Origin of the sequence: Pseudomonas sp. TWR1-1-3, assembly GCF_049896805.1 — a bacterium.
GTDB lineage: Bacteria > Pseudomonadota > Gammaproteobacteria > Pseudomonadales > Pseudomonadaceae > Aquipseudomonas > Aquipseudomonas bubulae.
On record NZ_JAFCUZ010000002.1, the window covers coordinates 782,652 to 807,080 of the forward strand.

Sequence of the window (24,429 nt, forward strand, 5' to 3'; positions counted from 1 at the left end):
CGCTGGCTCACCCGACTCTGGAGAGGGTTGCAATGAAAAGATTCCCACTACGCACTGCCCTGGCCGCGGCACTGCTCTGCACCACTGTGAGTGTCAGCGCGAAAACCCTGGTGGTCTGCACTGAAGCCAGCCCTGAAGGGTTCGACATCGTTCAGTTCACCACCGCCGTGACTGCCGATGCTTCGGCCGAGACCATACTCAACCGCCTGGTCGACTTTGCCCCCGGCACCACGGATGTGGAGCCCGCCCTGGCCGAGCGCTGGGACATCAGCCCGGACGGGCTTGAATACACATTTCACCTGCGTCCCGACGTAAAGTTTCACACCACTGATTATTTCAAACCGACCCGAACCCTGAACGCCGATGACGTGGTCTGGAGTTTTCAGCGCCAGCTGGACCCGAATCACCCGTGGCACAAACTGTCGCTGGTCGGTTACCCCTACTTTGAAAGCATGGGTTTCAAGGACCTGCTCAAGAGCGTCGAGAAAGTTGACGACCTGACGGTAAAAATCACTCTCAACCACCCTGAAGCGCCGTTTCTGCGCGACGTGGCCATGCCGTTCAACTCCATCTACTCCGCCGAATACGCCGACCAGTTGCTCAAGTCCGGCAAAACCGCCGACCTCAATGCCAAGCCGATCGGCACCGGCCCGTTTATCTTCGTGCGCTACAACAAGGATGCCCAGGTACGCTTCAAGGCCAACCCGGACTACTTCCGTGGCAAACCGCCCAGTGATGCGCTGATCTTCGCCATCGCCACCGACAGCAACGTGCGCCTGCAAAAGCTCAAGGCCAACGAATGCCAGATCGCGCTGTACCCCAAGCCTGATGAGGTCAAGAACATCCGCAAGGACCCCAACCTCAAGGTCGATGAGCTGGCCGCCCTGATGACCAGCTATATCGCCATGAATACCAGTCACAAGTACCTGAGCGATGTGCGCGTACGCAAAGCCATCGACATGGCCTTCGACAAGCAGACCTATCTGAACTCCGTCCACGGCGAAGGCAACGCACTGCTGGCCGTCAACCCTTACCCGCCGACCATGCTGGGCTACAACACCAGCATCCAACGGCCGCCCCGCGACCTGGACAAGGCCCGGGCCTTGCTCAAGGAAGCCGGGGTACCTGAAGGCACGGTACTGACCCTCTTCACCCGCAACGGCGGCGGCCCGACCAACCCCAACCCGATGCTGGGTGCGCAGTTGCTGCAGTCCGACCTGGCACAAATCGGCCTCAAGCTGGATATCCGGGTCATGGAATGGGGCGAAATGCTCAAACGCGCCAAAAATGGCGAACATGATCTGGTGTCGACCGGTTGGGGCGGCGATAACGGCGACCCGGATAACTTCCTGACCCCGCTGCTTAGCTGCGAGGCGGCCAAAAACGGCGAGAACTACGCCCGCTGGTGCAACAAGGACTTCGAAAGCCTGATCACCAAAGCCCGTGGTATCACTGAACCCTCGCAACGGGCCGAGTTCTATCAACAGGCACAGATGATTTTTAATCAGGACCAACCCTGGATCAACGTAACCCATCCTATGCTGTTCACGGCGATGCGCAAAAACGTCGAGGGCTATACCCTTAGCCCCCTGACCAACAACAACTTCGCCACAACCCAGGTGAAGTAGAACAATAAAAACCCGCCAGGGTTTACCTCAACCCCGGCGGACCTGCCTGACCGGCTGATAAGGAACACCACACGATGTTTAGTTTTATTGCCCGCCGAGTGGGGTTGTTGATCCCCACGTTCTTCGGCATCACCTTGCTCACCTTTGCCCTGATTCGCATGATCCCGGGTGACCCGGTCGAAGTCATGATGGGTGAGCGCCGGGTAGACCCTGAAATGCACGCCCAGGCCATGGAGCGCCTGGGTCTGAACAAGCCGCTGCACGAGCAGTACATCGACTACGTCAGCAAACTGGCACATGGCGATCTGGGCGAGTCATTGCGCACCCGTGAAAGCGTGTGGAGCGAATTTTCCGCACTGTTCCCCGCCACGCTGGAACTGGCCAGCGCCGCCCTGTTGTTCGCCGGCATCCTCGGGCTACTGGCGGGAGTGATCGCGGCACTCAAACGCGGCTCATTGTTTGACCACGGCGTGATGGGTATCTCCCTGGCGGGGTATTCGATGCCGATCTTCTGGTGGGGCCTGATCCTGATCATGTTCTTCTCCGTGGGCCTGGGCTGGACCCCGGTGTCCGGGCGTATCGACCTGCTCTACGACATAGAGCCCAAAACCGGCTTCATGCTTATCGACACCCTGCTCAGCGACGAGCCCGAAGCCTTCTGGGACGCGTTGCACCACCTGATTCTGCCGGCCATTGTGCTGGGTACCATTCCGCTGGCCGTGATCGCGCGGATGACTCGCTCATCCATGCTTGAAGTGCTGCGCGAAGACTACATCCGTACCGCCCGCGCCAAAGGCCTGTCACCCGCCCGCGTGGTGTTCGTGCACGGCCTGCGCAACGCCCTGATCCCGGTACTGACCGTGGTCGGCCTGCAAGTGGGCACCCTGCTGGCCGGTGCAGTCCTGACCGAAACCATTTTTTCGTGGCCCGGTATCGGTAAATGGCTGATCGAAGCCATTGGCGCCCGGGACTATCCCGTGGTGCAAAACGGCATCCTGCTAATCGCCTGCCTGGTGATTCTGGTCAACTTCGTAGTCGACATCCTCTACGGCTTTGCCAACCCACGCATCCGTCACCAGCGCTGAGATCCTGACCATGAGCACCTCCCCAAGCACGACCGAAGTGGATCAAAGCCTGCTTTATCCATCACCGTACAAAGAATTCTGGCATGCCTTCTCCCGGAACAAGGGCGCTGTGGCGGGTCTGATTTTCATGACCATCATCGTGTTCTGCGCGATCTTCGCCCCGTGGGTCGCCCCCCATAGCCCGAGTGAGCAATACCGCGACTTTCTGCTGACCCCGCCGGTCTGGCTGGAAGACGGCAACTGGCAATTTCTGCTGGGCACCGATGAACTGGGTCGCGACCTGCTGTCACGCCTGATCGAAGGTTCACGGCTGTCGCTGTTGATCGGTTTGTCGTCTGTGGTCATCTCGCTGATTCCGGGCGTGATCCTGGGCCTGTTTGCCGGCTTTTTTCCGCGCCTTCTCGGCCCGGGCATCATGCGGTTGATGGACATCATGCTGGCCCTGCCTTCCTTGCTGCTGGCCGTGGCGATTGTCGCCATCCTCGGCCCTGGCCTGATCAACACCGTGATCGCCATTGCCGTGGTGTCGTTGCCATCGTACGTGCGTCTGACCCGTGCCGCCGTGATGGGCGAGCTGAACCGCGACTATGTGACCGCTGCCCGCCTGGCCGGTGCCAGTCTGCCGCGCCTGATGTTTATCACTGTGCTGCCCAACTGCATGGCGCCGCTGATCGTGCAGGCCACCCTGAGTTTCTCCTCGGCGATCCTCGACGCCGCAGCACTGGGCTTTCTTGGCCTCGGCGTACAACCGCCAACCCCTGAGTGGGGCACCATGCTGGCTTCGGCCCGCGACTATATCGAACGCGCGTGGTGGGTCGTCAGCCTGCCTGGCTTGACCATTTTGCTCAGCGTGCTGGCAATCAACCTGATGGGCGACGGCCTGCGCGATGCGCTGGACCCGAAACTCAAGAACGCCGCCTGAGGAGATTCCCATGTCACTGTTAGAAATCAAGAATCTCAATGTCCGTTTTGGCGACGCTACGGCCGTGCCGGTGGTAGACGGCCTGAGCCTGTCTGTGGATAAAGGCGAAGTACTGGCAATTGTCGGTGAGTCGGGGTCGGGCAAGTCCGTGACCATGATGGCGCTGATGGGCCTGATCGAGCACCCCGGTATCGTCAGCGCCGACGCGCTGACCTTCGACGGCAAGAACATGCTGACCCTCAGCGCGCGTCAGCGCCGCCAGATCGTCGGCAAGGACATGGCGATGGTCTTCCAGGACCCCATGACCGCACTGAACCCCAGCTACACCGTGGGTTTCCAGATCGAGGAAGTGCTGCGCCTGCACCTAAAAATGTCCGCCAAGGCGGCGCGCAAACGGGCCATCGAGCTGCTGGAAAAAGTTGAAATCCCGGGGGCTGCCAGCCGCATGGACGCCTACCCGCACCAACTGTCAGGCGGCATGAGCCAGCGCGTGGCGATTGCCATGGCGATTGCCGGTGAACCCAAACTGCTGATCGCCGACGAACCTACCACGGCCCTGGACGTAACCATCCAGGCGCAGATCATGGACCTGCTGCTGAGCCTGCAACGCGAACAGAACATGGGCCTGGTGCTGATTACCCACGACCTCGCCGTAGTCGCCGAAACCGCCCAGCGGGTATGCGTGATGTACGCCGGCCAGGCCGTGGAAGTCGGCAACGTGCCGGGGCTGTTTGATGTGCCCGCGCACCCGTACAGCGAGGCGCTGCTGGCTGCGATCCCGGAACACAGCATGGGCGCTGCCCGTCTGTCGACCTTGCCCGGCATCGTGCCCGGTCGCTATGACCGGCCCAAAGGCTGCCTGCTGTCACCGCGCTGCCCGTATGTACAAGAGCAATGTCGTCAACAACGTCCTGCGCTGGAGCAACAGGCTCACAGCCAGGTGCGCTGCTTCTTCCCCTTGAATCAGGAGGTGGCGTAATGACTGTTGTTCTTACCGCCCGCGACCTAACCCGTCACTACGAAGTATCCCGTGGCATGTTCAAAGGCCATGCGCTGGTACGCGCACTCAACGGCGTGTCATTTGAACTGGAAGCCGGTAAAACCCTTGCCGTGGTGGGAGAGTCCGGTTGCGGAAAATCCACCCTGGCCCGCGCGTTGACCTTGATTGAAGAGCCCTCCTCGGGCTCGCTGAAAATTGCCGGGCAAGAAGTTGCAGGGGCCAACAAGGCCGAGCGCAAACAACTGCGCAAAGACGTGCAGATGGTGTTCCAGAGCCCCTACGCCTCGCTCAACCCGCGGCAGAAAATCGGCGATCAACTGGCCGAGCCGCTGCTCATCAACACCAGCCTGAGCGCCAGCGAGCGCCGCGAAAAAGTCCAGGCCATGATGAAACAGGTCGGCTTGCGCCCCGAGCATTACCAGCGCTACCCGCATATGTTCTCGGGGGGCCAGCGCCAGCGTATCGCCCTGGCCCGGGCCATGATGTTGCAACCCAAGGTGCTGGTGGCGGACGAACCAACCTCGGCGCTGGACGTGTCGATCCAGGCGCAGGTGCTTAACCTGTTTATGGATTTGCAGCAGGAGTTCAACACCGCCTACGTGTTCATTTCCCACAACCTGGCGGTGGTGCGGCATGTGGCCGACACGGTACTGGTGATGTACCTCGGTCGCCCGGTAGAGATGGGCCCCAAGGAAGAGATCTACACCCGGCCGTTGCACCCCTACACCCAGGCGCTGCTGTCGGCCACGCCGACGATCCACCCCGATCCGCTCAAGCCAAAAATCAAGATCGTCGGCGAGCTGCCCAACCCGCTGAACCCGCCATCAGGTTGTGCCTTTCACAAGCGCTGCCCGTATGCGACCGAGTTGTGCAGCACAGACGAACCTGTACTGCGCCTGCTCGACAACCGCCAGGTTGCCTGCCATCACGCGGAGCAGTTTTTGCAGAGCTAAACACGACCCGTAGCAGCTGCCGAGGAACGAAGGCTGCGTTCGGCGGCGCAGCCGTCGTAAAATCGAGGCCCGCGGAGTAACAGACATACCGCAAGCTCAGGTTTTACGATTGCTTCGCAATCGAACGCAGCCTTCGGCAGCTGCTACACATAGGGGTAATGCATTACGTCTGGCTATCGCCTTCATCGCCCTCATCGCCGTTATCCCCACCGTCACCGCCGCCATCACCATCGGTCTGGTCATCATCCCCCGAACTGCCGCCCTGCCCCTGGTCCCCAGGTTCGGAATCCGACTTGTAGATGGCATGAAGTGTCGGCCCCGGCACGCCTGTTACTGAAAACCCGGCCCCCGTGCTGCTCAGCGGGTTGCTCGCCCAAGCCGCCGAGGCACTCACCGTCAGCAGCACCAGCACCTTGAGCAACAGCACAATGCGTTGAAAAAGCTTCATCGCGATTTCCATCCTGTTATGAGAAAAGCACCCTTTAAACCTAGTCCGCCCCTCTCAGCTTTTCCAGAAACTCACAGGCTGGGATATACCCATTCGGAGTAACGCAGCCGCGTTTGTCGATACTGTGTGGTGGGCCATACGCTCACTTGTAGCCGTTGACGAGCAGCGCGAGGCTACGTCCGGCTGCGTAGCAGTCGTAAACTGCTTCGGACGCGATCACAGCCTTCGGCAGCGACTACTGAAGACACGTGCGTTAGATAGTTGAATTGATAGCCGTAGACATTTAGCCAATAAAAAGCCCAGCCACCCATGATCACTGGATGGCTGGGCTGAACAAGCAAAAATCAAGCAGATTTGAAGCCAGGCTTACCGTTGGCGGCTCGCCATTCACTGACTTTCTTGGTTATAGCTTCTGGAGTGCTGTTCAAATCAGATGCGGCATAGTAGATAAGGTCTGCACCTTCAGGATGCTCAGTGACTTTTTCAAAATGCGCCAGAAGCTTGTCAAGGCGTTCATCAGTTTCAGCAATGTTCTCCTGGAATATTTCTTTCATAAACACCAAGAACTCGGCTTCCGTATACTCAGAGAAACTACTTTTCAGCTCCATCATTTCGCTCCTTTATGAATATCCACGTGACGCTTAGGGGTCAAAATCAACATATTTTCAACATTGTAAATATCTCCCCCCTTAGCGACTTCATGGACATGATGTATTTCAAATGAGGACCGCTTGCCCACTGCATCACTTTTCCTGGTCTTAGCTGCTTTACCGATGCTCATTCGGGCTCTATTTGGAGCTATAAACTGCTGTGACAGCACCGGATCTTTCGTTATTTCTACCCAAAACGCCTCTCGAAACGCCTTGAAATTCTTGAACTCCCTCCCCCGAAGCCGATCAGCAATCTGTGACGGCACCGCAGCACCCTCACCCTGCGCCGCAGCCCCCAGCCAGATACCCGTCACTGGCGTGACAGTGGCGCCAGTGTAAACCGTTGGCACTGGTTGCTCGGCAGGGGAAGTAGTCGAGCTATTCCACGGATCGACGATGGGTGTCCAGGTCAACGTCCTTGGTGGCACATCTTCGGTGGTTACGCTGTAAACATTCAGCTGTGCGTTAAACGTTGCAGCTACAACCCTGACTTTCGACGGCACAGTTACGCCATCCGCCAAAGCGACAAAAACTTCAGACTGCCCATCTGCGGCTGTTTTTGAACTGATACGCACTGGCAGATCAACATTGCCATTGGCGGCAGCAATTGCTGATAGATCGTCGTTGAGCCCAGGTGCCAGATCCGAGAGCGGCCTACTAAATGCATAGCGCTCAGGCAATTCGCCATTTGCCAGTTTGGGCGAATACACCAAGGCAGACACCCCCACCAAAAACCCCGAAGCTGTGCCTGCGAATAAACCGGACAAGGCGCGAATAGGTCCGCAGGCCTTTGCGCTCCTAAGGGCTCGATCGCAGTCTGCGGCAGCGGTTACAAAATTTGCGCAAAAAAAAGCGAAGCCCAAGGGCTTCGCTTTTTATCAACCAGACACCTGAGTGCTTAGTGATGCTCGCGGGTTGCGCGGAACTTCACATCCGGCCAGCGCTCTTCCATCAACGCCAGGTTGACGCGGGTCGGAGCCAGATAGGTCAGGTGACCGCCACCGTCCACGGCCAGGTTTTCCACAGCTTTGACGCTGAACTCTTCGAGCTTCTTCTTATCGTCGCAATCAATCCAGCGAGCCGAGTACACAGTGATCGGCTCGTAGGAGCATTCCACTTTGTATTCTTCTTTCAAGCGGCTGGCGACCACGTCGAACTGCAGCACACCCACGGCGCCCAGGATGATGTCGTTGCTGCGCTCCGGGAAGAACACCTGGGTGGCGCCCTCTTCGGCCAGTTGCTGCAAGCCCTGGCGCAATTGCTTGGACTTGAGTGGATCGCGCAGACGTACGCGACGGAACAGTTCCGGGGCAAAGTGCGGAATACCGGTGAAGCTCAGGCTCTCACCTTCGGTGAAGGTGTCACCGATCTGGATGGTGCCGTGGTTGTGCAAACCGATGATATCGCCTGCAAAAGCCTCTTCGAGCTGTTCACGCTCGGAGGAGAAGAACGTCAGCGCATCGCCGATACGAACATCTTTGCCGGTGCGCACATGGCGCATTTTCATGCCCTTTTCGTATTTGCCCGAGCAAATGCGCATAAAGGCGATACGGTCGCGGTGTTTCGGGTCCATGTTCGCCTGGATCTTGAACACGAAACCGGTGAATTTCTCTTCAACCGGCTCGACGGTACGCTCGTTGGCAACACGGGCCAGCGGCTTCGGCGCCCAGTCCACTACCGCGTCGAGCACATGGTCGACACCAAAGTTGCCCAGTGCGGTACCGAAGAACACCGGGGTCAACTGGCCGTCGAGAAATTCCTGCTGGTTGAATTCATGGCAAGCGCCCTGAACCAGTTCCAGTTGATCAACAAAACGATCGTACTCGTCACCCAAGTGGGCACGGGCTTCATCGGAATCGAGCTTTTCGATGATTTTGGTTTCGGTGCGCTCATGCCCATGACCGGCGGTGTAGACGATGATGTAGTCGTCTGCCAGGTGGTAGACACCCTTGAAATCGCGGTAGCAGCCGATCGGCCAGGTGATCGGTGCCGCCTTGATTTTCAGGACCGCTTCGATCTCGTCCAGCAACTCGATCGGGTCGCGAATATCGCGGTCGAGTTTGTTGATAAAGCTGACGATTGGCGTGTCACGCAGACGACACACGTCCATCAGGGCGATGGTACGTGGCTCAACGCCCTTACCGCCGTCGAGGACCATCAGCGCCGAGTCGACCGCGGTCAGCGTGCGGTAGGTGTCTTCGGAGAAGTCTTCGTGGCCCGGGGTGTCGAGCAGGTTGATCATGTTGTCGCGATACGGGAACTGCATGACCGACGTGGTAATCGAAATACCCCGTTGTTTCTCCATTTCCATCCAGTCGGAGGTGGCATGGCGGTCGGACTTTCGCGATTTCACCGTACCGGCGACAGCAATCGCCTTACCCATCAGCAAGAGCTTTTCGGTGATGGTGGTCTTACCCGCATCGGGGTGGGAAATAATGGCGAAAGTGCGGCGTTTCGCGACTTCGGCGGCCTGGTTGGTCATGGGAAATCGCCTGACGATTGATTCAAAAAAGGGCGCGGATTATAGCTCAAATCAGGCGCCTACAGCCACCGTTGGAACCGTGGCTCGTCGGACAAGGGTGGCAATGTGCCGTAAAAAATGTGAACCTTTTAAACAGTGGAGGCGTCCACTCTCCTGATACGACAAAGCGTCAGGGGCTGAAATATCAGCAAGTTAGCCTGACGAGGCTGCGCTAATGACAGGTGTTGAGGGCGCATTTTCGCCACCACCTGTTGCTCTTCGCGAACATATTGCCGGCAGCCAGGAATGGCCTTGCCACACGACGATGTGTTCGCCGACTGAAAAAAAAGGAGTCCGTCTATGGCGAATCGCTATGGAAAAGGGCTTATAGGATGCGCGGTCGTTATCGCGCTTCTGGCCCTGTTGGTCCACTGGATCGGCATCAGCACTATCGAACACTATCAAGATGATTTGTTGTTCTACCTGCAAGCCCACCTGTACCTGGTACTCGCTTCAATGCTCGCCGCCCTCCTTGTAGGGATACCTGCCGGCATTTTCCTCAGCCGACCTTCAATGGCCGGACGTGCGGAACGCTTCATGCAAGTCTTCAACATCGGCAACACCGTGCCTCCTCTGGCGGTACTGGCCATTGCCCTGGGTTTCCTGGGCATCGGTAGCGGCCCTGCCATCTTCGCCCTGTTTCTCGCCTCGTTGCTGCCCATTGTGCGCAATACCTACGAAGGCTTGAAAAACGTCCAGGGTTCGCTCAAGGAAGCCGCCGTCGGTATCGGCATGACCCCGCGCCAGGTGCTGTGGCGGGTCGAGTTGCCCAACGCCGTGCCCATCATCATGGGCGGTGTGCGCGTGGCACTGGCGATCAACGTCGGTACCGCCCCGCTGGCGTTCCTGATCGGCGCCAACAGCCTGGGCAGCCTGATTTTTCCAGGCATTGCCCTCAACAATCAGCCGCAACTGATTCTCGGCGCCGCCTGTACTGCGCTGCTGGCACTGCTGCTCGACGGCCTGGTGATACTCATCAGCCGCCAGTGGTTGGAACGCGGTCTGCGACCTGCTTAAGGTCTGGCTGAGCAAAGGAATAACCATGAAAAAAATTAGCTTTTTACTAGGCTGCATCCTGCTGTGTGCAGGAATTGCCCAGGCTGCGGAAAAACCCTTGATTCGCATTGGGGCGCGGGTGTTTACCGAGCAAACCCTGCTCGCGGAAATCACTTCGCAATACCTCAACAGCAAGGGCTATAACGCTCAGGTCACCGGCGGGCTGGGCAGCAGCCTGGCGCGTTCGGCCCAGGAGTCGGGGCAACTGGACATGGTGTGGGAATACACCGGCGTTTCGCTGGTGGCCTACAACCACATCACCGACAAACTCGACAGCCAGCAATCTTACGACCGGGTAAAAGAGGTCGATGCTAAACAAGGACTGGTCTGGCTGCACCCGTCCAAGTTCAGCAACACCTATGCGCTGGCACTGCCACAAAAGGTGGCCGAAGCGTTTCCGGGCATCAACAGCATCAGCGACCTGAACAAGGCAATGCGCGAACCGGACAACAAAAATGCGCTGGTGGCCCTGGACACCGAGTTCGCCAACCGCTCCGACGGCTTGCTGGGTATGGTCAAGCTCTACGACATGGACCTGACCCGTCGCAATATCCGCCAGATGGACGCCGGGCTGGTCTACACCGCGCTGAAAAACGGCCAGGTGTTTGCCGGACTGGTCTACACCACGGACGGTCGCTTGAGCGCCTTCAATCTCAAATTGCTTGAAGACGACAAGCACTACTTCCCGGACTACACCGCCGCGCCGGTAGTGCGTCAGGCCTATCTGGATCAGCACCCCGACCTTGCGGGGCTGCTTAAGCCACTGGCCGATCTGTTTGACGATGAAACCATGCGTCAACTCAACGCCCGGGTCGATGTAAACCACGAAAGCCCGTCCAAAGTCGCCGCAGACTTTCTGCGCCAGCATCCACTGAACTGAAAAGAGGAGAAGACATGGAATTTTTAAACGCCTTTTCCCACATGGACTGGTCGCTTGTTCTGCATCTGACCTTGCAGCACATCACCCTGGTCGGCATTGCCGTGATTCTGGCAATCCTGATCGGCGTGCCGCTGGGCGTGCTGATGACACGCTTTCCGTCACTGGCCGGCCCGCTGCAAGCCAGCGCCACGGTGCTGCTGACCATTCCGTCAATTGCCCTGTTCGGCCTGCTGCTGCCGTTCTACTCGAAGTTCGGCCAGGGCCTTGGCCCTATGCCGGCCATTACCGCCGTGTTTTTGTACTCACTGCTGCCGATCATGCGTAACACCTTCCTGGCCCTCACCGGCGTGGAACCGGGTATTCGCGAAGCCGCTCGCGGTATCGGCATGACCTTCAGCCAGCGCCTGCGCATGGTTGAACTGCCCATCGCCGTGCCGGTGATTCTGGCCGGTGTGCGTACCGCCGTGGTCATGAACATCGGCGTCATGACCATTGCCGCCACCATCGGTGCCGGTGGTCTGGGTGTACTTATTCTTGCTGCAATCAGCCGTAGCGACATGTCGATGCTGATCGTAGGCGCCGTGTTGGTCAGTGTTCTGGCCATCATCGCCGACCTGCTTCTGCAATGGCTGCAACGCTCGCTGACTCCAAAAGGACTGCTCAAATGATCGAACTTCAAAACCTCAGCAAAACATTCCAAAGCAACGGCAAAGATGTAAAGGCCGTGGACTCGGTAAACCTGACCGTCAATGAAGGCGAAATCTGCGTATTCCTCGGGCCTTCGGGCTGCGGCAAAAGCACCACGCTGAAAATGATCAACCGTCTGATCAAGCCCACGTCAGGCAAGATCCTTATCAATGGCGAAGACACCACTGACCTCGACCCGGTAACCCTGCGTCGCAATATTGGTTATGTGATCCAGCAGATCGGCCTGTTCCCCAACATGACCATCGAGGAGAACATCACCATCGTTCCGCGCCTGCTGGGGTGGGACAAGCAAAAGTGCCATGACCGTGCCCGCGAGCTGATGAGCATGATCAAGCTGGAGCCCAAGCAATACCTCAACCGTTATCCGCGCGAACTGTCTGGTGGTCAGCAGCAACGAATCGGCGTGATTCGCGCCCTGGCGGCCGATGCGCCGCTGCTGCTGATGGATGAACCGTTTGGTGCGGTGGACCCGATCAACCGCGAGATGATCCAGAACGAATTCTTCGAGATGCAGCGCGCGCTGAACAAGACCGTAATCATGGTCAGCCACGACATCGACGAAGCCATCAAACTGGGCGACAAGATCGCCATCTTCCGTGGCGGCAAACTGTTGCAAATGGACCACCCGGATACCCTGCTCGCTCACCCGGCGGACGACTTCGTGAGCAACTTTGTCGGCCAGGACAGCACCCTCAAGCGCCTGCTGCTGGTCAAGGCCGAAGATGCCGCAGACAACGCGCCATCGGTGAGCCCGGAAACCCCGGTGGCCGAAGCCCTGGAACTGATGGACGAACTGGACCGTCGCTACGTGGTGGTCACCTGTGCCGACAACAAGGCACTGGGGTATGTACGTCGTCGTGACCTGCATCGTCAGACAGGCACCTGTGGCCAGTTCCTGCGGGAGTTCACCGCGACCGCTGCGTCGGAAGAACATTTGCGCATCCTGCTGTCGCGCATGTACGAGTTCAACCGCTCGTGGTTGCCGGTGATGGACGCCGAACGCGTGTTCCAGGGTGAGGTGACGCAAGAATCGATTGCGGCGTACCTGAGTTCGGGTCGTTCGCGTGGCGCCAAGACCAGCATTGTTTCACCGGCTGAAATAGCTTCCGCTTGACCCTGCAGCCGTTGCCGCAGACTGCGCTGGGTTGCGCAGCCTGCGGCAGCGGCTACAACCTGTTGTATCCAACACGAATCATGTTCTGAGCCATCACTGCATCGCCATTGATGGTGCTCCCCGCGTCCTTATGATGGTTCGCACGCCTCCCGCTGCGAGCTATCACCATGCCCCATGCCAAAACCCTCTACGACAAGCACATTGATGCGCACACCGTGTGCGCGCTCGATGATCAAGGTCACGTCTTGCTATACATAGACCGTCAGGTCATTAACGAATACACCAGCCCGCAAGCCTTCAGTGGTTTGCGTGAAGCCGGGCGCGAAGTGTGGCGCCCGGAAACCGCCCTGGCGGTGGTTGACCATGTGAACCCGACCGCCCCCGTGCGCGTGGCCGCCATGGCCGATGCAGGCGGCGCTTTGCAGGTGTCGTATCTGCAACAGAACTGCGAAAAGTTTGGCATCGAGCTGTTCGATGTGCTCGACCAGCGCCAGGGGATCGAACACGTTATCGCCCCCGAGCAAGGCTTCATCCTGCCCGGCATGATGATCGCCGCAGGCGACAGTCACACCACGACTTATGGCGCGCTGGGTGCCTTCGGCTTTGGTATCGGCACCTCTGAAATCGAGCACCTGCTGGCCACTCAGACACTGGTCTACAAACGTCTGAAAAGCATGCGAGTGACCGTCCAGGGCGCGCTGGGCCTGGGGCTGACGTCAAAAGACCTGATCATGGCCCTGATCGCCAAAATCGGCGCTTCAGGCGCCACCGGCTATGCCATTGAATTTACCGGCTCGACCATCGATGCATTGAGCGTCGAAGCGCGCATGACCATCTGCAACATGGCCGTGGAAGCCGGTGCCCGCGGTGCTTTTATGGCGCCCGATGACAAGGTGTACGCCTACCTCAAAGACAAACCCCGTGCCCCACAAGGCGAGTTGTGGGAACAAGCGGTTGAGCATTGGTGCCTGCTTTATAGCGACCCCGACGCGCAGTTCGATCAAGAGGTGCAAGTGGACGCCACTGACCTGCAACCGATGGTCACGTGGGGCACCAGCCCCGATCAGGCCGCCGCCATTGGCAGCCGCGTGCCGGACCCGCAGGCGATCAGCGACTTGATCTTGCGTCAGGACATGCGCCGGGCCTTGAACTACATGGGCCTGGAGGCTGGCACGCCGCTCAATGAAGTGGTGATCAGCCATGCCTTTATCGGTTCGTGCACCAACGCCCGCATTGAAGATTTACGTGACGCCGCACAGGTGGTGCGCGGCCAGAAAGTGGCCACGCATGTGCGGGCGATGATCGTGCCGGGGTCGACTCAGGTGCGTGATCAGGCCGAGGCCGAAGGGTTGGCCGCGATCTTTATCGACGCCGGTTTTGAGTGGCGCCAGTCCGGGTGCTCCATGTGCCTGGCCATGAATGATGACGTACTCGCCCCCGGCGACCGCTGCGCCTCCAGTACCAATCGCAACTTCGAAGGCCGCCAGGGCGCCGGGGCACGCACCCATTTGATGAGCCCGGCGATGGTCGCGGCCGCCGCCATTACCGGCCATCTGGTCGACGTTCGCCAACTGTCAGGGAGAGTCTGAGCATGCAACCTTTCACCACCGTCAGCGGCAAGGCAGCACCGATGCTCGCGGCCAACATCGATACCGATGTGATCATGCCCAAGCAGTTTCTTAAAGGCATTGATCGCAACGGACTGGATCGCGGTCTGTTTTTTGACCTGCGTTTCCTGCCTTCGGGCGAGCCGAACCCGGCGTTCGTCCTTAATCAGCCGGGCTGGAAAGAGGCACGCTTTTTAGTCACCGGGCCGAATTTTGGCTGTGGCTCCAGCCGGGAACATGCAGTCTGGGGATTGAAGCAACTCGGTATCCGGGCCTTGATTGGCAGCAGCTTCGCCGGGATCTTTTATGACAACTGCCAGCGTAACGGGGTGTTGGTGATTACCCTGGAAGAGGCGCAGGTGCAGGCGCTAGGGCACACTGTCAGCCACGCAGATATGGCTGAAATTGCCGTTGATCTGCCGAGCCAAAGCATTTGTCTGGCCGATGGTTCAACGGTTGAGTTCCAGATCGACGGTCTGCGTAAAACCGCGCTGTTGCAGGGACTGGATGCCATTGGCAGCACCTTGCAACGCAGTCGGCAGATTCGCGAGTTCCAAGAGCGGCACTTGCAGGCCAACCCTTGGTTGAGCTGAAAAGCGCCCTCACGGCAGAGGTCACAACCGCCCCAACTGCGTCTGCAAAAACTCCACACACACCCGCAGCTTGCCCGAGTTAGCCAGCCGTGTCGGGTACACCGCCCACACGTCAGCGCTTTGCCAGTATTCAGGCAGTACCTGCACCAACCTGCCCTGTTCCAACAGTGGCCTGACATCCCACATCGAGCGCAGCAACACGCCACGCCCGTCCAGTGCCCACTGCAACACTATCTCGCCACTGTTAGACGACAACGGCCCGCTGACGCGCACGCTGGCTTCGCCTTCCGGGCCTTGCAGTTGCCAGACACCAAACGCGTTGTCGCGCTCTTTAAGCACCAGGCAATCGTGCTGCCCCAGGTCTTCCAGATGTTGAGGTACACCCCGGCGCTTGAGGTAGTCAGGGGAAGCGCACAACACGCGATTGTTGGTCACCAGCCGGCGCCCGATATGCTGGCCCGGAATGTCATCGCCCACATGAATCTCCAGATCGAAGCCTTCATGGACGATATTCACCACTCGATCAAATACGTCGAGGCGAATCTCCAGCTCGGGGTACTGCTCGGCCAGCAACGAAATGGCAGGCGCCACATGGTTGCGGCCAAAACCGAAAGTACTGCATACGTGCAAGCGTCCACGCGGGGCCGAATGCGCTTCGGACAGCTCATCCTGTAGCTGCTGAACATCATCCAGAATCCGTACCGCCCAGCGCTGCACCCGCTCGCCGTCATCGGTCAGCGCGATACGGCGGCTGGTGCGATGCAGCAAGCGACTGCCCAGGGTAGTTTCGAGAATTTGAATACGTTTGCTGACATAGGCTGGAGACAACCCCAGCTCTTCTGCCGCTGCGGCAAAGCCGCCTTTGCGCACCACCGTGAGGAAGACCCGCAGGTCTTCAGGCAACGGCGCACTGTATTTTATTGGCGGCATGGTCATGAGCGGCTTGGCGGCAAGAGCGTACAGAATAGCTCAGCGCAGAAAAGGCAGCACATGTTCAAGCAGCAGTTCAGGGACTTCTTCGGCAATGTAGTGCCCGGACGGCAACGCCTGGCCACGCACATCGGTCGCGACTTTCTGCCATTCGCCAAGCGGGTCGAAACAACGCCCCACCGTGCCCTCCGCGCCCCACAACAGCAACACGGGCATATTCAAATACCGACCCGCAGCAATGTCCTCGCGGTCATGCTCAAGGTCAATCCCGGCGCTGGCACGATAGTCTTCGCAGATCCCTCGCGCCGCGCCCGGCAGTTTGATGCAGCGCACGTATTCAGCCAGCGCTTGGGCCGTAAACGGTTGCAAGCCCGCACTGCGGCTGCCCATCACGCTGAGCAGGTACTGCTCAGGATCGGCCTCGATAAGGCGTTCAGGCAACGGCGCCGGGCGAATCAAGAAGAACCAGTGCCAGTAAGCACGGGCAAAGGCCTCATTGGTTTGCGCATACATGGCCAGCGTCGGCGCAATGTCGAGCATGACCAGGCGGGTAATCGCCTGCGGATGGTCCAGCGCCAGACGATGGGCAACTCGCGCGCCACGGTCATGGGCCAGTACCGAAAACTGCTCGAAACCCAGGCTGCTCATCAGCCTCAGCGAGTCACGGGCCATTTCACGCTTGCTGTAGTTGCTATGGTCGGCTACCGCTTCGGGCTTTTCACTGTCACCGTAGCCACGCAAATCGGCCACGACCACTGTGAAGTGCTCGGCCAATTGCCCGGCAACCTTGTGCCAGATCACATGCGTCTGCGGGTGCCCGTGAATCAACAGCAACCCCGGCCCGTGACCGCCGACCCGGAAGGCAATCTGCACGCCATTGACCTGGCGCTGTACTGTGTTAAAACCGGCGAACATGAGGCTGCTCCTTCTAATGGTCAGCCCATGCTAGAGCTCCCAGATTCGGCGACAAGGGCCAAACCGTGGCGGCTCGATTCATGAAGTGTGGTACATCAGCTCGGCATCAAGGTCGGTGACTCAAATAGATCTCTCTACCCCCGGGTCAAGGCTTTTGAAGTTCCGACGTGTTGAGTTGCTCTCAAGCCTTTGCCTGAGCGCTTGCGCCCTCACCCTCCCTGAGCGGCAAGAAAATACAGGCGGTCAAACCTCCCCCTTCACGATTGCCAAGCACCAGGCTGCCCTTATGGCTGACGGCAATACGCCTGGCGATACTAAGCCCCAGTCCAAAACCGCCAGATTGATCATTGCGTGAGGTATCCGCACGTACGAACGGATCGGTGACTGAATGCAGAACAGATTGCGCTATACCAGGCCCGCGATCATTGACTCGCAACGTCACACCGCTTGACGAGCGCTCGACCTCAATCGTTATTTCCCGGGCATAGGCCTGCGCGTTCACCAGCAAGTTCTGCAAGCAACGGTGCAGCAACACGCCGTTTGCGTAGAGCATCCCGCCCCGGCCGCTGACTGGCAATGGCTCGGCGGGTGTCGACAACTCGGTACACAGGTTGCGCAATACGCTGTCGAGATCAATAAACTGGCATGTGTGTTGGTTGGCACTCTGCAGATAGACGAGTACCTGAGTAATCATCTTGTCCATTTGATAAATGTTTTGCTTCAAGCGCTCACGCTGATCGAGATCGCTCAACCGCTCAATGCGTAAACGCATGCGGGTCAAGGGCGTTCGCAGATCGTGGGACACTGCCGCCAGAAAAAAACTCTGGTCATTGACCATCGCGACAATCTGTTTCTGCATGGTGTTAAACATCTGGGCGGCCTGGCGGACTTCCAGAGGCCCTTCAATCGCCAACGGCGTCTGATCAAGGTTATCGCCCAACGCATTGGCGGCGTCACTGAGCCGTTTTAGAGGGCGCAGGCACAGTCGCACAGCCAGCCAGCACATCCCTATGACGCCAATAATTCGCACCACATAGACCCGCAGAATGTAGTCGGCAATTAACGCCCATGCTGACTCGCCGCTCCAGCCCTGCAACTCGTGCCCCTCGATGCTCAACCAATGACCATCGGCCAGGGGCACGGCGAAATCCACATGGGCGGTGGCCGTTTGCAGGCCAAAAAGGCTGCGCCAGACCAGCGGCTGACCGGATGCATCGGTCAGGTCGACCTCTATCATCTCAATCGCTGGCGCGTAGCCCAACTCATACGCCAGTGCCTGTTTCAACAGCAAAGCCGTGCGTCGGGCCGCGCGATCATTGCCGGGTTGAGTATCGGGTTTCGTGGCCAGGCACCTGGCCGTGTAATTGGCCGGTGCTGTCTGGGGTTGCCCCGCAATGCAACGGTCTTGGTTAATCAATTGTGCCGTTCGGCTGGCCATCAACCGGACAGGCGCTTCGAGGACTTGCGCATAGCGCACATCGAACCAGATGCTGCTCGATAACAATTGAATAGCCAGCGTGCCGCTGACCAGAATCAGCGTCAGTTGGCCGAACAGGGTTTTGGGCCACAGGCGCATCACCCCCCGCACCAGAGCATCGCGCACCTGGTTAAACCGCCGCTTCAGGGCTGTAGACACTTAGCAGGTAACCTTCATTACGCACGGTCAGTATCTGGACGTGCCCCTCCTTGAAATGCTGGCGCAGACGGCTGATGCACATGTCGATCGAGCGGTCGTCGGGCGAGTATTCTCGTCCCATCGCACTGAGTGTCAATTGATCACGCGACAACACTTGTTCACGGGCCTGGAGCAAATCACGCAACACCCTGAAGTCGGAGCGCGGCAAGGTCAGGGTCTGGCCACCCGGGGTGTGTAACAGGCGCTTTACATAATCGAGGCGATAGCCGACGAAGTCGCGGTGGGTCGTGACCGGGCGATCCGCGATGGGCTCGGCCCGTGCTTGCCGGCGCAGCACCGCCTTGATTCTGGCCACCAGCTCACGGGGCTCGAAAGGCTTGGTCAAATAATCGTCGGCACCAACCTCCAGGCCAATGATGCGATCCAGCGCTGATCCCTTGGCGGAAAGCATGATCACGCTAAGGCCGGGGCGCGATTGAAGCTGGCGACACAGACTCAGGCCGTCTTCTCCCGGCAGCATGACGTCGAGCACGACCAGATCGACAGCCTGGCGCTCCAACTGCGCCCACATCTCAAGGCCATCGGCTGCTGCCAGCACATGGTCGCCGTTCTCACTCAGGTAATCACATAACAACTCGCGAATTTCATCATCGTCATCCACCACCAACAGCGTTTTGGCGGCCACGGGAGGTTTTGACGTGGGTAAAACATGGCGCTCATTACATTCCATTACATACCCACACATATCCGTAATAGTGCCTGGCGGCGTGATACCTAAAATGCTACCAAACATTATCTGCAAATACGAAGTATTACCAATGACAACGCAGGGCATGATGACGGATCTCTCAGCACGACCTTTGATGCTAACCACCCCGGCTTGCCGAAATGCACCCCGCAACCAGGCCGCCCTCATGGCCGCTATCAGCCTCAGCGCCATGGTCGGCTTGGCCAGCCAACCGGCAATAGCGGGGACGATTGAACTGGACCCCCTGAATGTCGAAGGTACCCAGCCATCAGCCGATGAAAACACCGGCCAACTGGGTTACACCGTCAAGAGCACCACCAGTTCTACGGGCATGAAACTCACCCCGCGCCAAACGCCACAATCGGTCACCACCATCACCCAGGAACAAATGGCAGACCGCCAGATCACCAATATCGAGCAAGCGCTGGACAGCGCACCCGGCGTCACCATGAGCAAGTCAGAAGTGGGCGGACGCACCGAGTACCGCGCACGCGGCTATCCGATTACCAACTGGAAAACCGACGGCCTGCAGTTTCAGGGCGGCTCGGACTTCAGTGGCGCAGGCAGCTCGCTGAACATGGATATGTACGAGCGTATCGACATCGTACGCGGCGCCAATGGCTTGCTGGGCGGCACCGGCGACCCATCGGCCACCGTCAACCTGATCCGCAAACGCCCTGGCTACGAGTTCGGCGGCAGTGCATACGCCACCTATGGCAGTTGGGACAAGCGACGCCTGGGCGCTGACCTGAACCTGCCCTTGTCTGAAGATGGCCGATTGCGCTCTCGTCTGGTCATGACGCAAGAGGACGCCAACTCTTTCCGCGATCAACAGTCCGAGCGTTCGCGGGCCGCGCTGGCCAATGTCGAGTTTGACCTGACGGATGCCACGACCCTCGGTGCCGGCTATCAATATGAGTACTACAAGATCGTGGGCGGCGGCTGGGGCGCGAACATCCCTATCTGGTACGGCGATGGCAGTAAAACAAGCTTGCCGCGCAGCACCAACGTGGTGCCCAGCTGGAGTTTTGGTGAGTACACCACGCGTACAGCGTTCGGCTCGCTGGAGCATCGCTTTGATAATGACTGGACCCTCAACGTCAAAGCGGCGCAAAGCACCACCGATGCGTTGAATCACCGCGGGCTGGCCAAGGTCAACTCCAAAGGTGGCGGCGCATTCGGCGGTTACTGGAACCAGGATGGTAGCGGGGCCATTCTCAATGGCCTGCACAGCTCCACCGACACGACCCAGCAATCGGCACAAGTCGACGTGACCGGACCTTTCAGCCTGTTCGGACGCACCCACCAGGCCATGTTCGGCTACAACGACAGTCGCACCGTCGCCTGGTCACCTCAATATCGTTGCAATATGGTCAGCGATGACCGCACCAGCCCTAGCGCGCTGGGGTGCCAGTTCCGGGCAAACAACGGTTTCCCGATTACCGACTGGCACAACGGGGTCGATAGCGACTACCGGATCAACGCTTACAAAACCGGCCTGCACAGCAAAACCACCACCCGCCTGCAAGGCATGTATGCGGCCACCCGCCTGAGCATTACCGACCCGTTGTCGGTGATCCTGGGCGCGCGCATCAGCGATTACAGCAGCACCACGGTGTCGACCGCCGGAGTGCGCAGCAATCAGCAACAAAACGGTATCGTCACGCCTTACCTGGGGGCGGTGTATGACCTCAACGACACCTACTCGCTGTACGCCAGCTACACCGATATCTTCAGCCCGCAAAGCGAAGAAAACGCCAGCGGCAACAAGCTCGAGCCGATTCGCGGCCAGAGTTATGAAACCGGTATTAAAGGAGAATGGTTTGACGGTCAGGTCAATGCGCAAGCGGCCTACTTCCTGACCCGCCAGGAAAACAAGGCAGTGACCGATGGCGCCAACCTGACGCCCACCGGAGCCCAGGCCTACACGACCGGCACCGGCGTAGAGACAGAAGGTATCGACCTCGAAGTCTCCGGCGCGTTGACGCCCAACTGGAATGTCTACGGTGGCTACACCTATCTGCACTTTCGTCGCCTTAACGCCGACGGCCAAAGTGACCCGTCGCACCTGTTCAAGGCTTCAACCACCTACCGCCTGTCGGGTGCTCTTGATCGCTTGACCGTGGGTACCGGTGTCACCGCGCAAACCAGCATTCGCGCCACCTCTACTCCGGCAGGCATTCCCACAGACGGTGTAAGCCGCGGCCCCACCGATGTGACCTGGGCAGGTTATGCCATCTGGAGCGCAATGGCCAAATACGACCTCACCGAAGATACGGCCGTTACCCTGAACGCCAACAACCTCTTCGACAAAACCTACTACACCCGCTACGGCTTCTACGCTGGCGCCATATACGGTGATCCGCGCAGCCTGTCGTTGACCCTGAGTACTGCATTTTGAGACCTGGCCTGTTCCTTCCCCCAAGGTAAGCCCTGCTTCAACATGCAACTACCGAAGCCCGCCCAATGGCGGGCTTCGTCTGTTTGGCAACGGCCAAAAAAGCCACCGGGGGAACATCACACCGTCATCAAGGTCGGTTACTTAAATGGCTCACTTTGGCCCCACGACGAAGGCTTATAAAATTGCGACATTTTTTGTTGATCTAAGCGCAGTCACGCCCTAAAGTTCGCGCCGAACATCCATGCTGGAAACGATCCATCCGGCTCAAGTACTGACGACGAGACAGCAAGGTCCATTTACCTTATTTGCTTTCGGCGGACATGCCTTGGGAAGTAGGCGAACCAAAGTGGGGATACGGAGGATGTTCAGCTGCACCCATTTATTGATGACGTTTGCCACAGGAGTTCCCCAGCATGTCGATCCAGGTCGAAGACTATTACGCGCGCGACACCTTCAACAAAATGAAGGCGTTCGCTGACACCCAAGAAACACCGTTCGTGGTGATCGATACCGCCATGATCAGCAAGGCTTACGATGACCTGCGCGCAGGCTTCGAATTCGCCAAGGTGTATTACGCGGTGAAGGCCAACCCGGCCGTCGAAATCATTGATCTGCTGCGCGACAAAGGTTCGAGCTTCGATATCGCGTCGATCTATGAGCTGGATAAAGTCATGGACCGCGGCGTCAGCCCGGACCGCATCAGCTACGGCAACACCATCAAGAAATCCAAAGACATTCGTTATTTCTACGAGAAAGGCGTGCGTCTGTTTTCCACCGACTCCGAAGCCGACTTGCGCAACATTGCCAAGGCCGCGCCGGGCGCCAAGATTTACGTGCGCATCCTTACCGAAGGTTCGACCACCGCTGACTGGCCTCTGTCGCGAAAATTCGGCTGCCAGACCGATATGGCCATGGACCTGCTGATTCTGGCCCGTGACCTGGGCCTGGTGCCTTACGGCATTTCGTTCCACGTAGGTTCGCAGCAACGTGACATTAGCGTGTGGGACGCAGCCATCGCCAAGGTCAAGGTGATCTTCGAGCGTCTGAAAGAAGAAGACGGCATCGTCCTCAAGCTGATCAACATGGGCGGCGGCTTCCCGGCCAACTACATCACCCGTACCAACAGCCTGGAAACCTACGCCGAAGAAATCATTCGTTTCCTGAAAGAAGACTTCGGTGACGACCTGCCAGAAATCATTCTGGAACCGGGCCGTTCGCTGATCGCCAACGCAGGCATCCTGGTCAGTGAAGTGGTTTTGGTCGCACGTAAATCGCGCACCGCCGTCGAGCGTTGGGTGTATACCGATGTGGGCAAATTCTCTGGTCTGATCGAAACCATGGACGAAGCCATCAAGTTCCCGATCTGGACTGAAAAGAAAGGCGAGATGGAAGAAGTGGTCATCGCCGGCCCAACCTGTGACAGCGCCGACATCATGTACGAAAACTACAAATACGGCCTGCCCCTGAACCTGGCCATCGGCGATCGCCTGTACTGGTTGTCGACCGGTGCCTATACCACCAGCTACAGCGCCGTTGAGTTCAATGGCTTCCCGCCGCTGAAATCGTTCTACCTGTAACAACTGGCCCCCCGCGCAAGCGTGCGGGGGGCAGCCCCTATCGGCTGATGTGCCGTAAGAAACGCAGAAAACCCGCCAGCTCTGCCGAGGCTTGCACCATCGAGTGCTCATTTGCAGCAATGGTTGTATTGACCCGAGTGGAAAACACGGTCAACCCGTTGGCAATCCGCTTCATGTTGTCGACCCAGTACGCCCGCGCCTCAACCAGCTCTGCGTGACGCCTTATTTTTTCAGCGCGCTCCTTGAGCACGCGCCTGTCTGACTTGTCCCTGGATTTACGCATGCTCAAATCAGCCAGTTTGTCGGTGATTTTGTTGCGCGCTTCAATCAGCGAAAACATCCTGTACCCACTGTCAATAAAACCCAGGTACTGCGTTATACGCTCAATGGCGGCAGTCACCACATCCGCCTCGACCTTTCCCACTGCAGCTGTTGTCACAAGTACCTGAATTTGTTCAATACCAGGCAGCAAATCCCTTGCATGATCAAGCCAGGTCCTGGACTGAAGGATCTCCAGAGCCGCGACGACAACCTGTTTGTCCGCACGCAATTGATCTTCTTCAAGTTGCAGCGTAATCGCCTGTTGCTCCAGTTCATCCAGCCTGGCCACGTCATACGCCAGCAGCGGATCGGAATAGTGTTCGAGATTCAGTCCCTCGCCTTCGGCAGTACGCAATGCTATTTGCGCTTTGGCCGCCGCAACAGCACTCACCAGGCGCCGGCTTCGCTGAGTGAAAGTTTCATTCAGAATATGGATTGCAGAGGTGCGAGCCTCTGGCGTTAATGGGCCATGAGTGTGAATGGCTGCCCATTGTTCCGCCAGTTCATCAAAACCCGCACTGTCCACCATTACTTCAAGGCTACGCACCTTGTCGACAATACTGCGCGCACCACGACTCAAGCATCTGGCCGCCAGGCTTAAACGCTCCTGCAACGATGGAATAAAATCGTATTCATGACTGACCGCCACAGCATTAAACTTTTTTAGCCCGCTGAAAACACCTGGCATATCCGGGTTTTCATACTCCACTTCATCGACGCCCGCATTCATATTGTG

22 protein-coding genes are annotated in these 24,429 nt (G+C 58.3%); 13 read left to right on the forward strand and 9 right to left on the reverse strand.

The features are described 5' to 3' along the window. Window positions 1-32 precede the first annotated feature (32 nt). From ACP7BE_RS11115 to ACP7BE_RS11135, 5 genes are all read left to right on the forward strand, one after another. Window positions 33-1,628: an ABC transporter substrate-binding protein gene (locus ACP7BE_RS11115; RefSeq protein ID WP_095001575.1), complete on the forward strand. Its 1,596-nt coding sequence runs from the start codon at window positions 33-35 to the stop codon at window positions 1,626-1,628. Between the two features lie 74 nt (window positions 1,629-1,702). Further along, window positions 1,703-2,713 carry an ABC transporter permease subunit gene (locus tag ACP7BE_RS11120; RefSeq protein WP_095001576.1) on the forward strand — a complete coding sequence of 337 codons (1,011 nt, stop codon included), beginning with the start codon at window positions 1,703-1,705 and terminating at the stop codon, window positions 2,711-2,713. Between the two features lie 10 nt (window positions 2,714-2,723). Further along, window positions 2,724-3,635: an ABC transporter permease subunit gene (locus ACP7BE_RS11125; RefSeq protein WP_426105847.1), complete on the forward strand. Its 912-nt coding sequence runs from the start codon at window positions 2,724-2,726 to the stop codon at window positions 3,633-3,635. Window positions 3,636-3,645: 10 nt separating this feature from the next. Further along, the gene (locus tag ACP7BE_RS11130; protein WP_095001578.1) at window positions 3,646-4,614 is read left to right on the forward strand and encodes an ABC transporter ATP-binding protein; all 969 of its coding nucleotides are present in this window, start codon (window positions 3,646-3,648) and stop codon (window positions 4,612-4,614) included. Further along, window positions 4,614-5,588: a peptide ABC transporter ATP-binding protein gene (locus ACP7BE_RS11135; protein ID WP_095001579.1), complete on the forward strand. Its 975-nt coding sequence runs from the start codon at window positions 4,614-4,616 to the stop codon at window positions 5,586-5,588. Before ACP7BE_RS11130 ends, ACP7BE_RS11135 begins: the two co-directional genes overlap by 1 nt. Before the next feature lie 163 nt (window positions 5,589-5,751). On the opposite strand, the gene ACP7BE_RS11140 is transcribed toward ACP7BE_RS11135, so the two are convergent. The 4 genes from ACP7BE_RS11140 to ACP7BE_RS11155 form a co-directional block, all read right to left on the reverse strand. Continuing rightward, window positions 5,752-6,036 (reverse strand): hypothetical protein, encoded by a 285-nt coding sequence (locus tag ACP7BE_RS11140; protein ID WP_178102596.1) that lies wholly within the window; start codon window positions 6,034-6,036, stop codon window positions 5,752-5,754. A 344-nt stretch (window positions 6,037-6,380) separates the two neighbouring features. Then, window positions 6,381-6,644: a bacteriocin immunity protein gene (locus tag ACP7BE_RS11145; RefSeq protein ID WP_426106080.1), complete on the reverse strand. Its 264-nt coding sequence runs from the start codon at window positions 6,642-6,644 to the stop codon at window positions 6,381-6,383. After that, a complete protein-coding gene (locus ACP7BE_RS11150; protein WP_345789925.1) occupies window positions 6,644-7,453 on the reverse strand; it encodes an S-type pyocin domain-containing protein in 810 nt (269 codons plus the stop codon). Before ACP7BE_RS11150 ends, ACP7BE_RS11145 begins: the two co-directional genes overlap by 1 nt. Window positions 7,454-7,584: 131 nt before the next feature. Further along, window positions 7,585-9,168, reverse strand: a complete 1,584-nt coding sequence (locus ACP7BE_RS11155) for a peptide chain release factor 3 (protein ID WP_016779471.1) — start codon at window positions 9,166-9,168, stop codon at window positions 7,585-7,587. Between the two features lie 339 nt (window positions 9,169-9,507). Here ACP7BE_RS11155 and ACP7BE_RS11160 point away from each other — a divergent pair, with 339 nt between their 5' ends. From ACP7BE_RS11160 to leuD, 6 genes are all read left to right on the forward strand, one after another. Continuing rightward, on the forward strand, window positions 9,508-10,224 hold the full coding sequence (locus ACP7BE_RS11160) for an ABC transporter permease (RefSeq protein ID WP_095001582.1): 717 nt from the start codon (window positions 9,508-9,510) through the stop codon (window positions 10,222-10,224). A gap of 25 nt (window positions 10,225-10,249) precedes the next feature. Then, window positions 10,250-11,143, forward strand: coding sequence for a glycine betaine ABC transporter substrate-binding protein (locus ACP7BE_RS11165; RefSeq protein ID WP_095001583.1), 894 nt, complete (start codon window positions 10,250-10,252; stop codon window positions 11,141-11,143). Window positions 11,144-11,157: 14 nt separating this feature from the next. After that, entirely contained in the window at window positions 11,158-11,811 is a 654-nt protein-coding gene (locus tag ACP7BE_RS11170) for an ABC transporter permease (RefSeq protein WP_095001584.1), read from the forward strand. Next, complete coding sequence (locus ACP7BE_RS11175; protein WP_095001585.1) at window positions 11,808-12,965, forward strand: betaine/proline/choline family ABC transporter ATP-binding protein; 1,158 nt, start codon at window positions 11,808-11,810, stop codon at window positions 12,963-12,965. The genes ACP7BE_RS11170 and ACP7BE_RS11175 overlap by 4 nt, the downstream gene beginning before the upstream one ends. 167 nt (window positions 12,966-13,132) lie before the next feature. Continuing rightward, complete coding sequence (leuC, locus tag ACP7BE_RS11180) at window positions 13,133-14,554, forward strand: 3-isopropylmalate dehydratase large subunit (protein WP_095018277.1); 1,422 nt, start codon at window positions 13,133-13,135, stop codon at window positions 14,552-14,554. Further along, window positions 14,551-15,165 carry a 3-isopropylmalate dehydratase small subunit gene (gene leuD, locus ACP7BE_RS11185; protein ID WP_150628283.1) on the forward strand — a complete coding sequence of 205 codons (615 nt, stop codon included), beginning with the start codon at window positions 14,551-14,553 and terminating at the stop codon, window positions 15,163-15,165. Before leuC ends, leuD begins: the two co-directional genes overlap by 4 nt. A 21-nt stretch (window positions 15,166-15,186) precedes the next feature. Here the strand turns inward: leuD and ACP7BE_RS11190 are convergent, their stop codons facing one another. The 4 genes from ACP7BE_RS11190 to ACP7BE_RS11205 all read right to left on the reverse strand — a co-directional run bounded on the left by ACP7BE_RS11190 (window position 15,187) and on the right by ACP7BE_RS11205 (window position 19,376). After that, the gene (locus ACP7BE_RS11190) at window positions 15,187-16,095 is read right to left on the reverse strand and encodes a LysR substrate-binding domain-containing protein (protein WP_204936311.1); all 909 of its coding nucleotides are present in this window, start codon (window positions 16,093-16,095) and stop codon (window positions 15,187-15,189) included. A gap of 39 nt (window positions 16,096-16,134) precedes the next feature. Continuing rightward, entirely contained in the window at window positions 16,135-17,010 is an 876-nt protein-coding gene (locus tag ACP7BE_RS11195; protein ID WP_095001589.1) for an alpha/beta fold hydrolase, read from the reverse strand. Between the two features lie 181 nt (window positions 17,011-17,191). Further along, window positions 17,192-18,598 carry an ATP-binding protein gene (locus ACP7BE_RS11200; RefSeq protein ID WP_169916833.1) on the reverse strand — a complete coding sequence of 469 codons (1,407 nt, stop codon included), beginning with the start codon at window positions 18,596-18,598 and terminating at the stop codon, window positions 17,192-17,194. 19 nt (window positions 18,599-18,617) lie between these two features. Next, entirely contained in the window at window positions 18,618-19,376 is a 759-nt protein-coding gene (locus tag ACP7BE_RS11205) for a response regulator (RefSeq protein WP_095001591.1), read from the reverse strand. A 184-nt stretch (window positions 19,377-19,560) separates the two neighbouring features. Between ACP7BE_RS11205 and ACP7BE_RS11210 the strand changes: the two genes are divergently transcribed. Together ACP7BE_RS11210 and ACP7BE_RS11215 are read left to right on the forward strand one after the other, a co-directional pair. Then, entirely contained in the window at window positions 19,561-21,795 is a 2,235-nt protein-coding gene (locus tag ACP7BE_RS11210) for a TonB-dependent siderophore receptor (protein WP_095018274.1), read from the forward strand. A 413-nt stretch (window positions 21,796-22,208) separates the two neighbouring features. Further along, a complete protein-coding gene (locus tag ACP7BE_RS11215; RefSeq protein WP_095001593.1) occupies window positions 22,209-23,372 on the forward strand; it encodes a type III PLP-dependent enzyme in 1,164 nt (387 codons plus the stop codon). Between the two features lie 37 nt (window positions 23,373-23,409). On the opposite strand, the gene ACP7BE_RS11220 is transcribed toward ACP7BE_RS11215, so the two are convergent. Further along, window positions 23,410-24,423 (reverse strand): alpha-xenorhabdolysin family binary toxin subunit B, encoded by a 1,014-nt coding sequence (locus ACP7BE_RS11220; RefSeq protein WP_426105855.1) that lies wholly within the window; start codon window positions 24,421-24,423, stop codon window positions 23,410-23,412. Between the last annotated feature and the right edge of the window lie 6 nt (window positions 24,424-24,429).

Bases quoted from the DNA above. Each gene is read 5' to 3' on its own strand.
- ACP7BE_RS11140 (WP_178102596.1), bottom strand. From the start codon at position 6,036: ATGAAGCTTTTTCAACGCATTGTGCTGTTGCTCAAGGTGCTGGTGCTG.
- ACP7BE_RS11190 (WP_204936311.1), bottom strand. From the start codon at position 16,095: ATGCCGCCAATAAAATACAGTGCGCCGTTGCCTGAAGACCTGCGGGTC.
- ACP7BE_RS11210 (WP_095018274.1), top strand. From the start codon at position 19,561: ATGGCCGCTATCAGCCTCAGCGCCATGGTCGGCTTGGCCAGCCAACCG.
- ACP7BE_RS11115 (WP_095001575.1), top strand. From the start codon at position 33: ATGAAAAGATTCCCACTACGCACTGCCCTGGCCGCGGCACTGCTCTGC.
- ACP7BE_RS11170 (WP_095001584.1), top strand. From the start codon at position 11,158: ATGGAATTTTTAAACGCCTTTTCCCACATGGACTGGTCGCTTGTTCTG.
- ACP7BE_RS11125 (WP_426105847.1), top strand. From the start codon at position 2,724: ATGAGCACCTCCCCAAGCACGACCGAAGTGGATCAAAGCCTGCTTTAT.
- ACP7BE_RS11215 (WP_095001593.1), top strand. From the start codon at position 22,209: ATGTCGATCCAGGTCGAAGACTATTACGCGCGCGACACCTTCAACAAA.
- ACP7BE_RS11175 (WP_095001585.1), top strand. From the start codon at position 11,808: ATGATCGAACTTCAAAACCTCAGCAAAACATTCCAAAGCAACGGCAAA.
- ACP7BE_RS11130 (WP_095001578.1), top strand. From the start codon at position 3,646: ATGTCACTGTTAGAAATCAAGAATCTCAATGTCCGTTTTGGCGACGCT.
- ACP7BE_RS11120 (WP_095001576.1), top strand. From the start codon at position 1,703: ATGTTTAGTTTTATTGCCCGCCGAGTGGGGTTGTTGATCCCCACGTTC.
- ACP7BE_RS11160 (WP_095001582.1), top strand. From the start codon at position 9,508: ATGGCGAATCGCTATGGAAAAGGGCTTATAGGATGCGCGGTCGTTATC.
- ACP7BE_RS11135 (WP_095001579.1), top strand. From the start codon at position 4,614: ATGACTGTTGTTCTTACCGCCCGCGACCTAACCCGTCACTACGAAGTA.
- ACP7BE_RS11195 (WP_095001589.1), bottom strand. From the start codon at position 17,010: ATGTTCGCCGGTTTTAACACAGTACAGCGCCAGGTCAATGGCGTGCAG.
- ACP7BE_RS11145 (WP_426106080.1), bottom strand. From the start codon at position 6,644: ATGGAGCTGAAAAGTAGTTTCTCTGAGTATACGGAAGCCGAGTTCTTG.
- ACP7BE_RS11155 (WP_016779471.1), bottom strand. From the start codon at position 9,168: ATGACCAACCAGGCCGCCGAAGTCGCGAAACGCCGCACTTTCGCCATT.
- ACP7BE_RS11220 (WP_426105855.1), bottom strand. From the start codon at position 24,423: ATGAATGCGGGCGTCGATGAAGTGGAGTATGAAAACCCGGATATGCCA.
- leuC (WP_095018277.1), top strand. From the start codon at position 13,133: ATGCCCCATGCCAAAACCCTCTACGACAAGCACATTGATGCGCACACC.
- ACP7BE_RS11165 (WP_095001583.1), top strand. From the start codon at position 10,250: ATGAAAAAAATTAGCTTTTTACTAGGCTGCATCCTGCTGTGTGCAGGA.
- ACP7BE_RS11205 (WP_095001591.1), bottom strand. From the start codon at position 19,376: ATGGAATGTAATGAGCGCCATGTTTTACCCACGTCAAAACCTCCCGTG.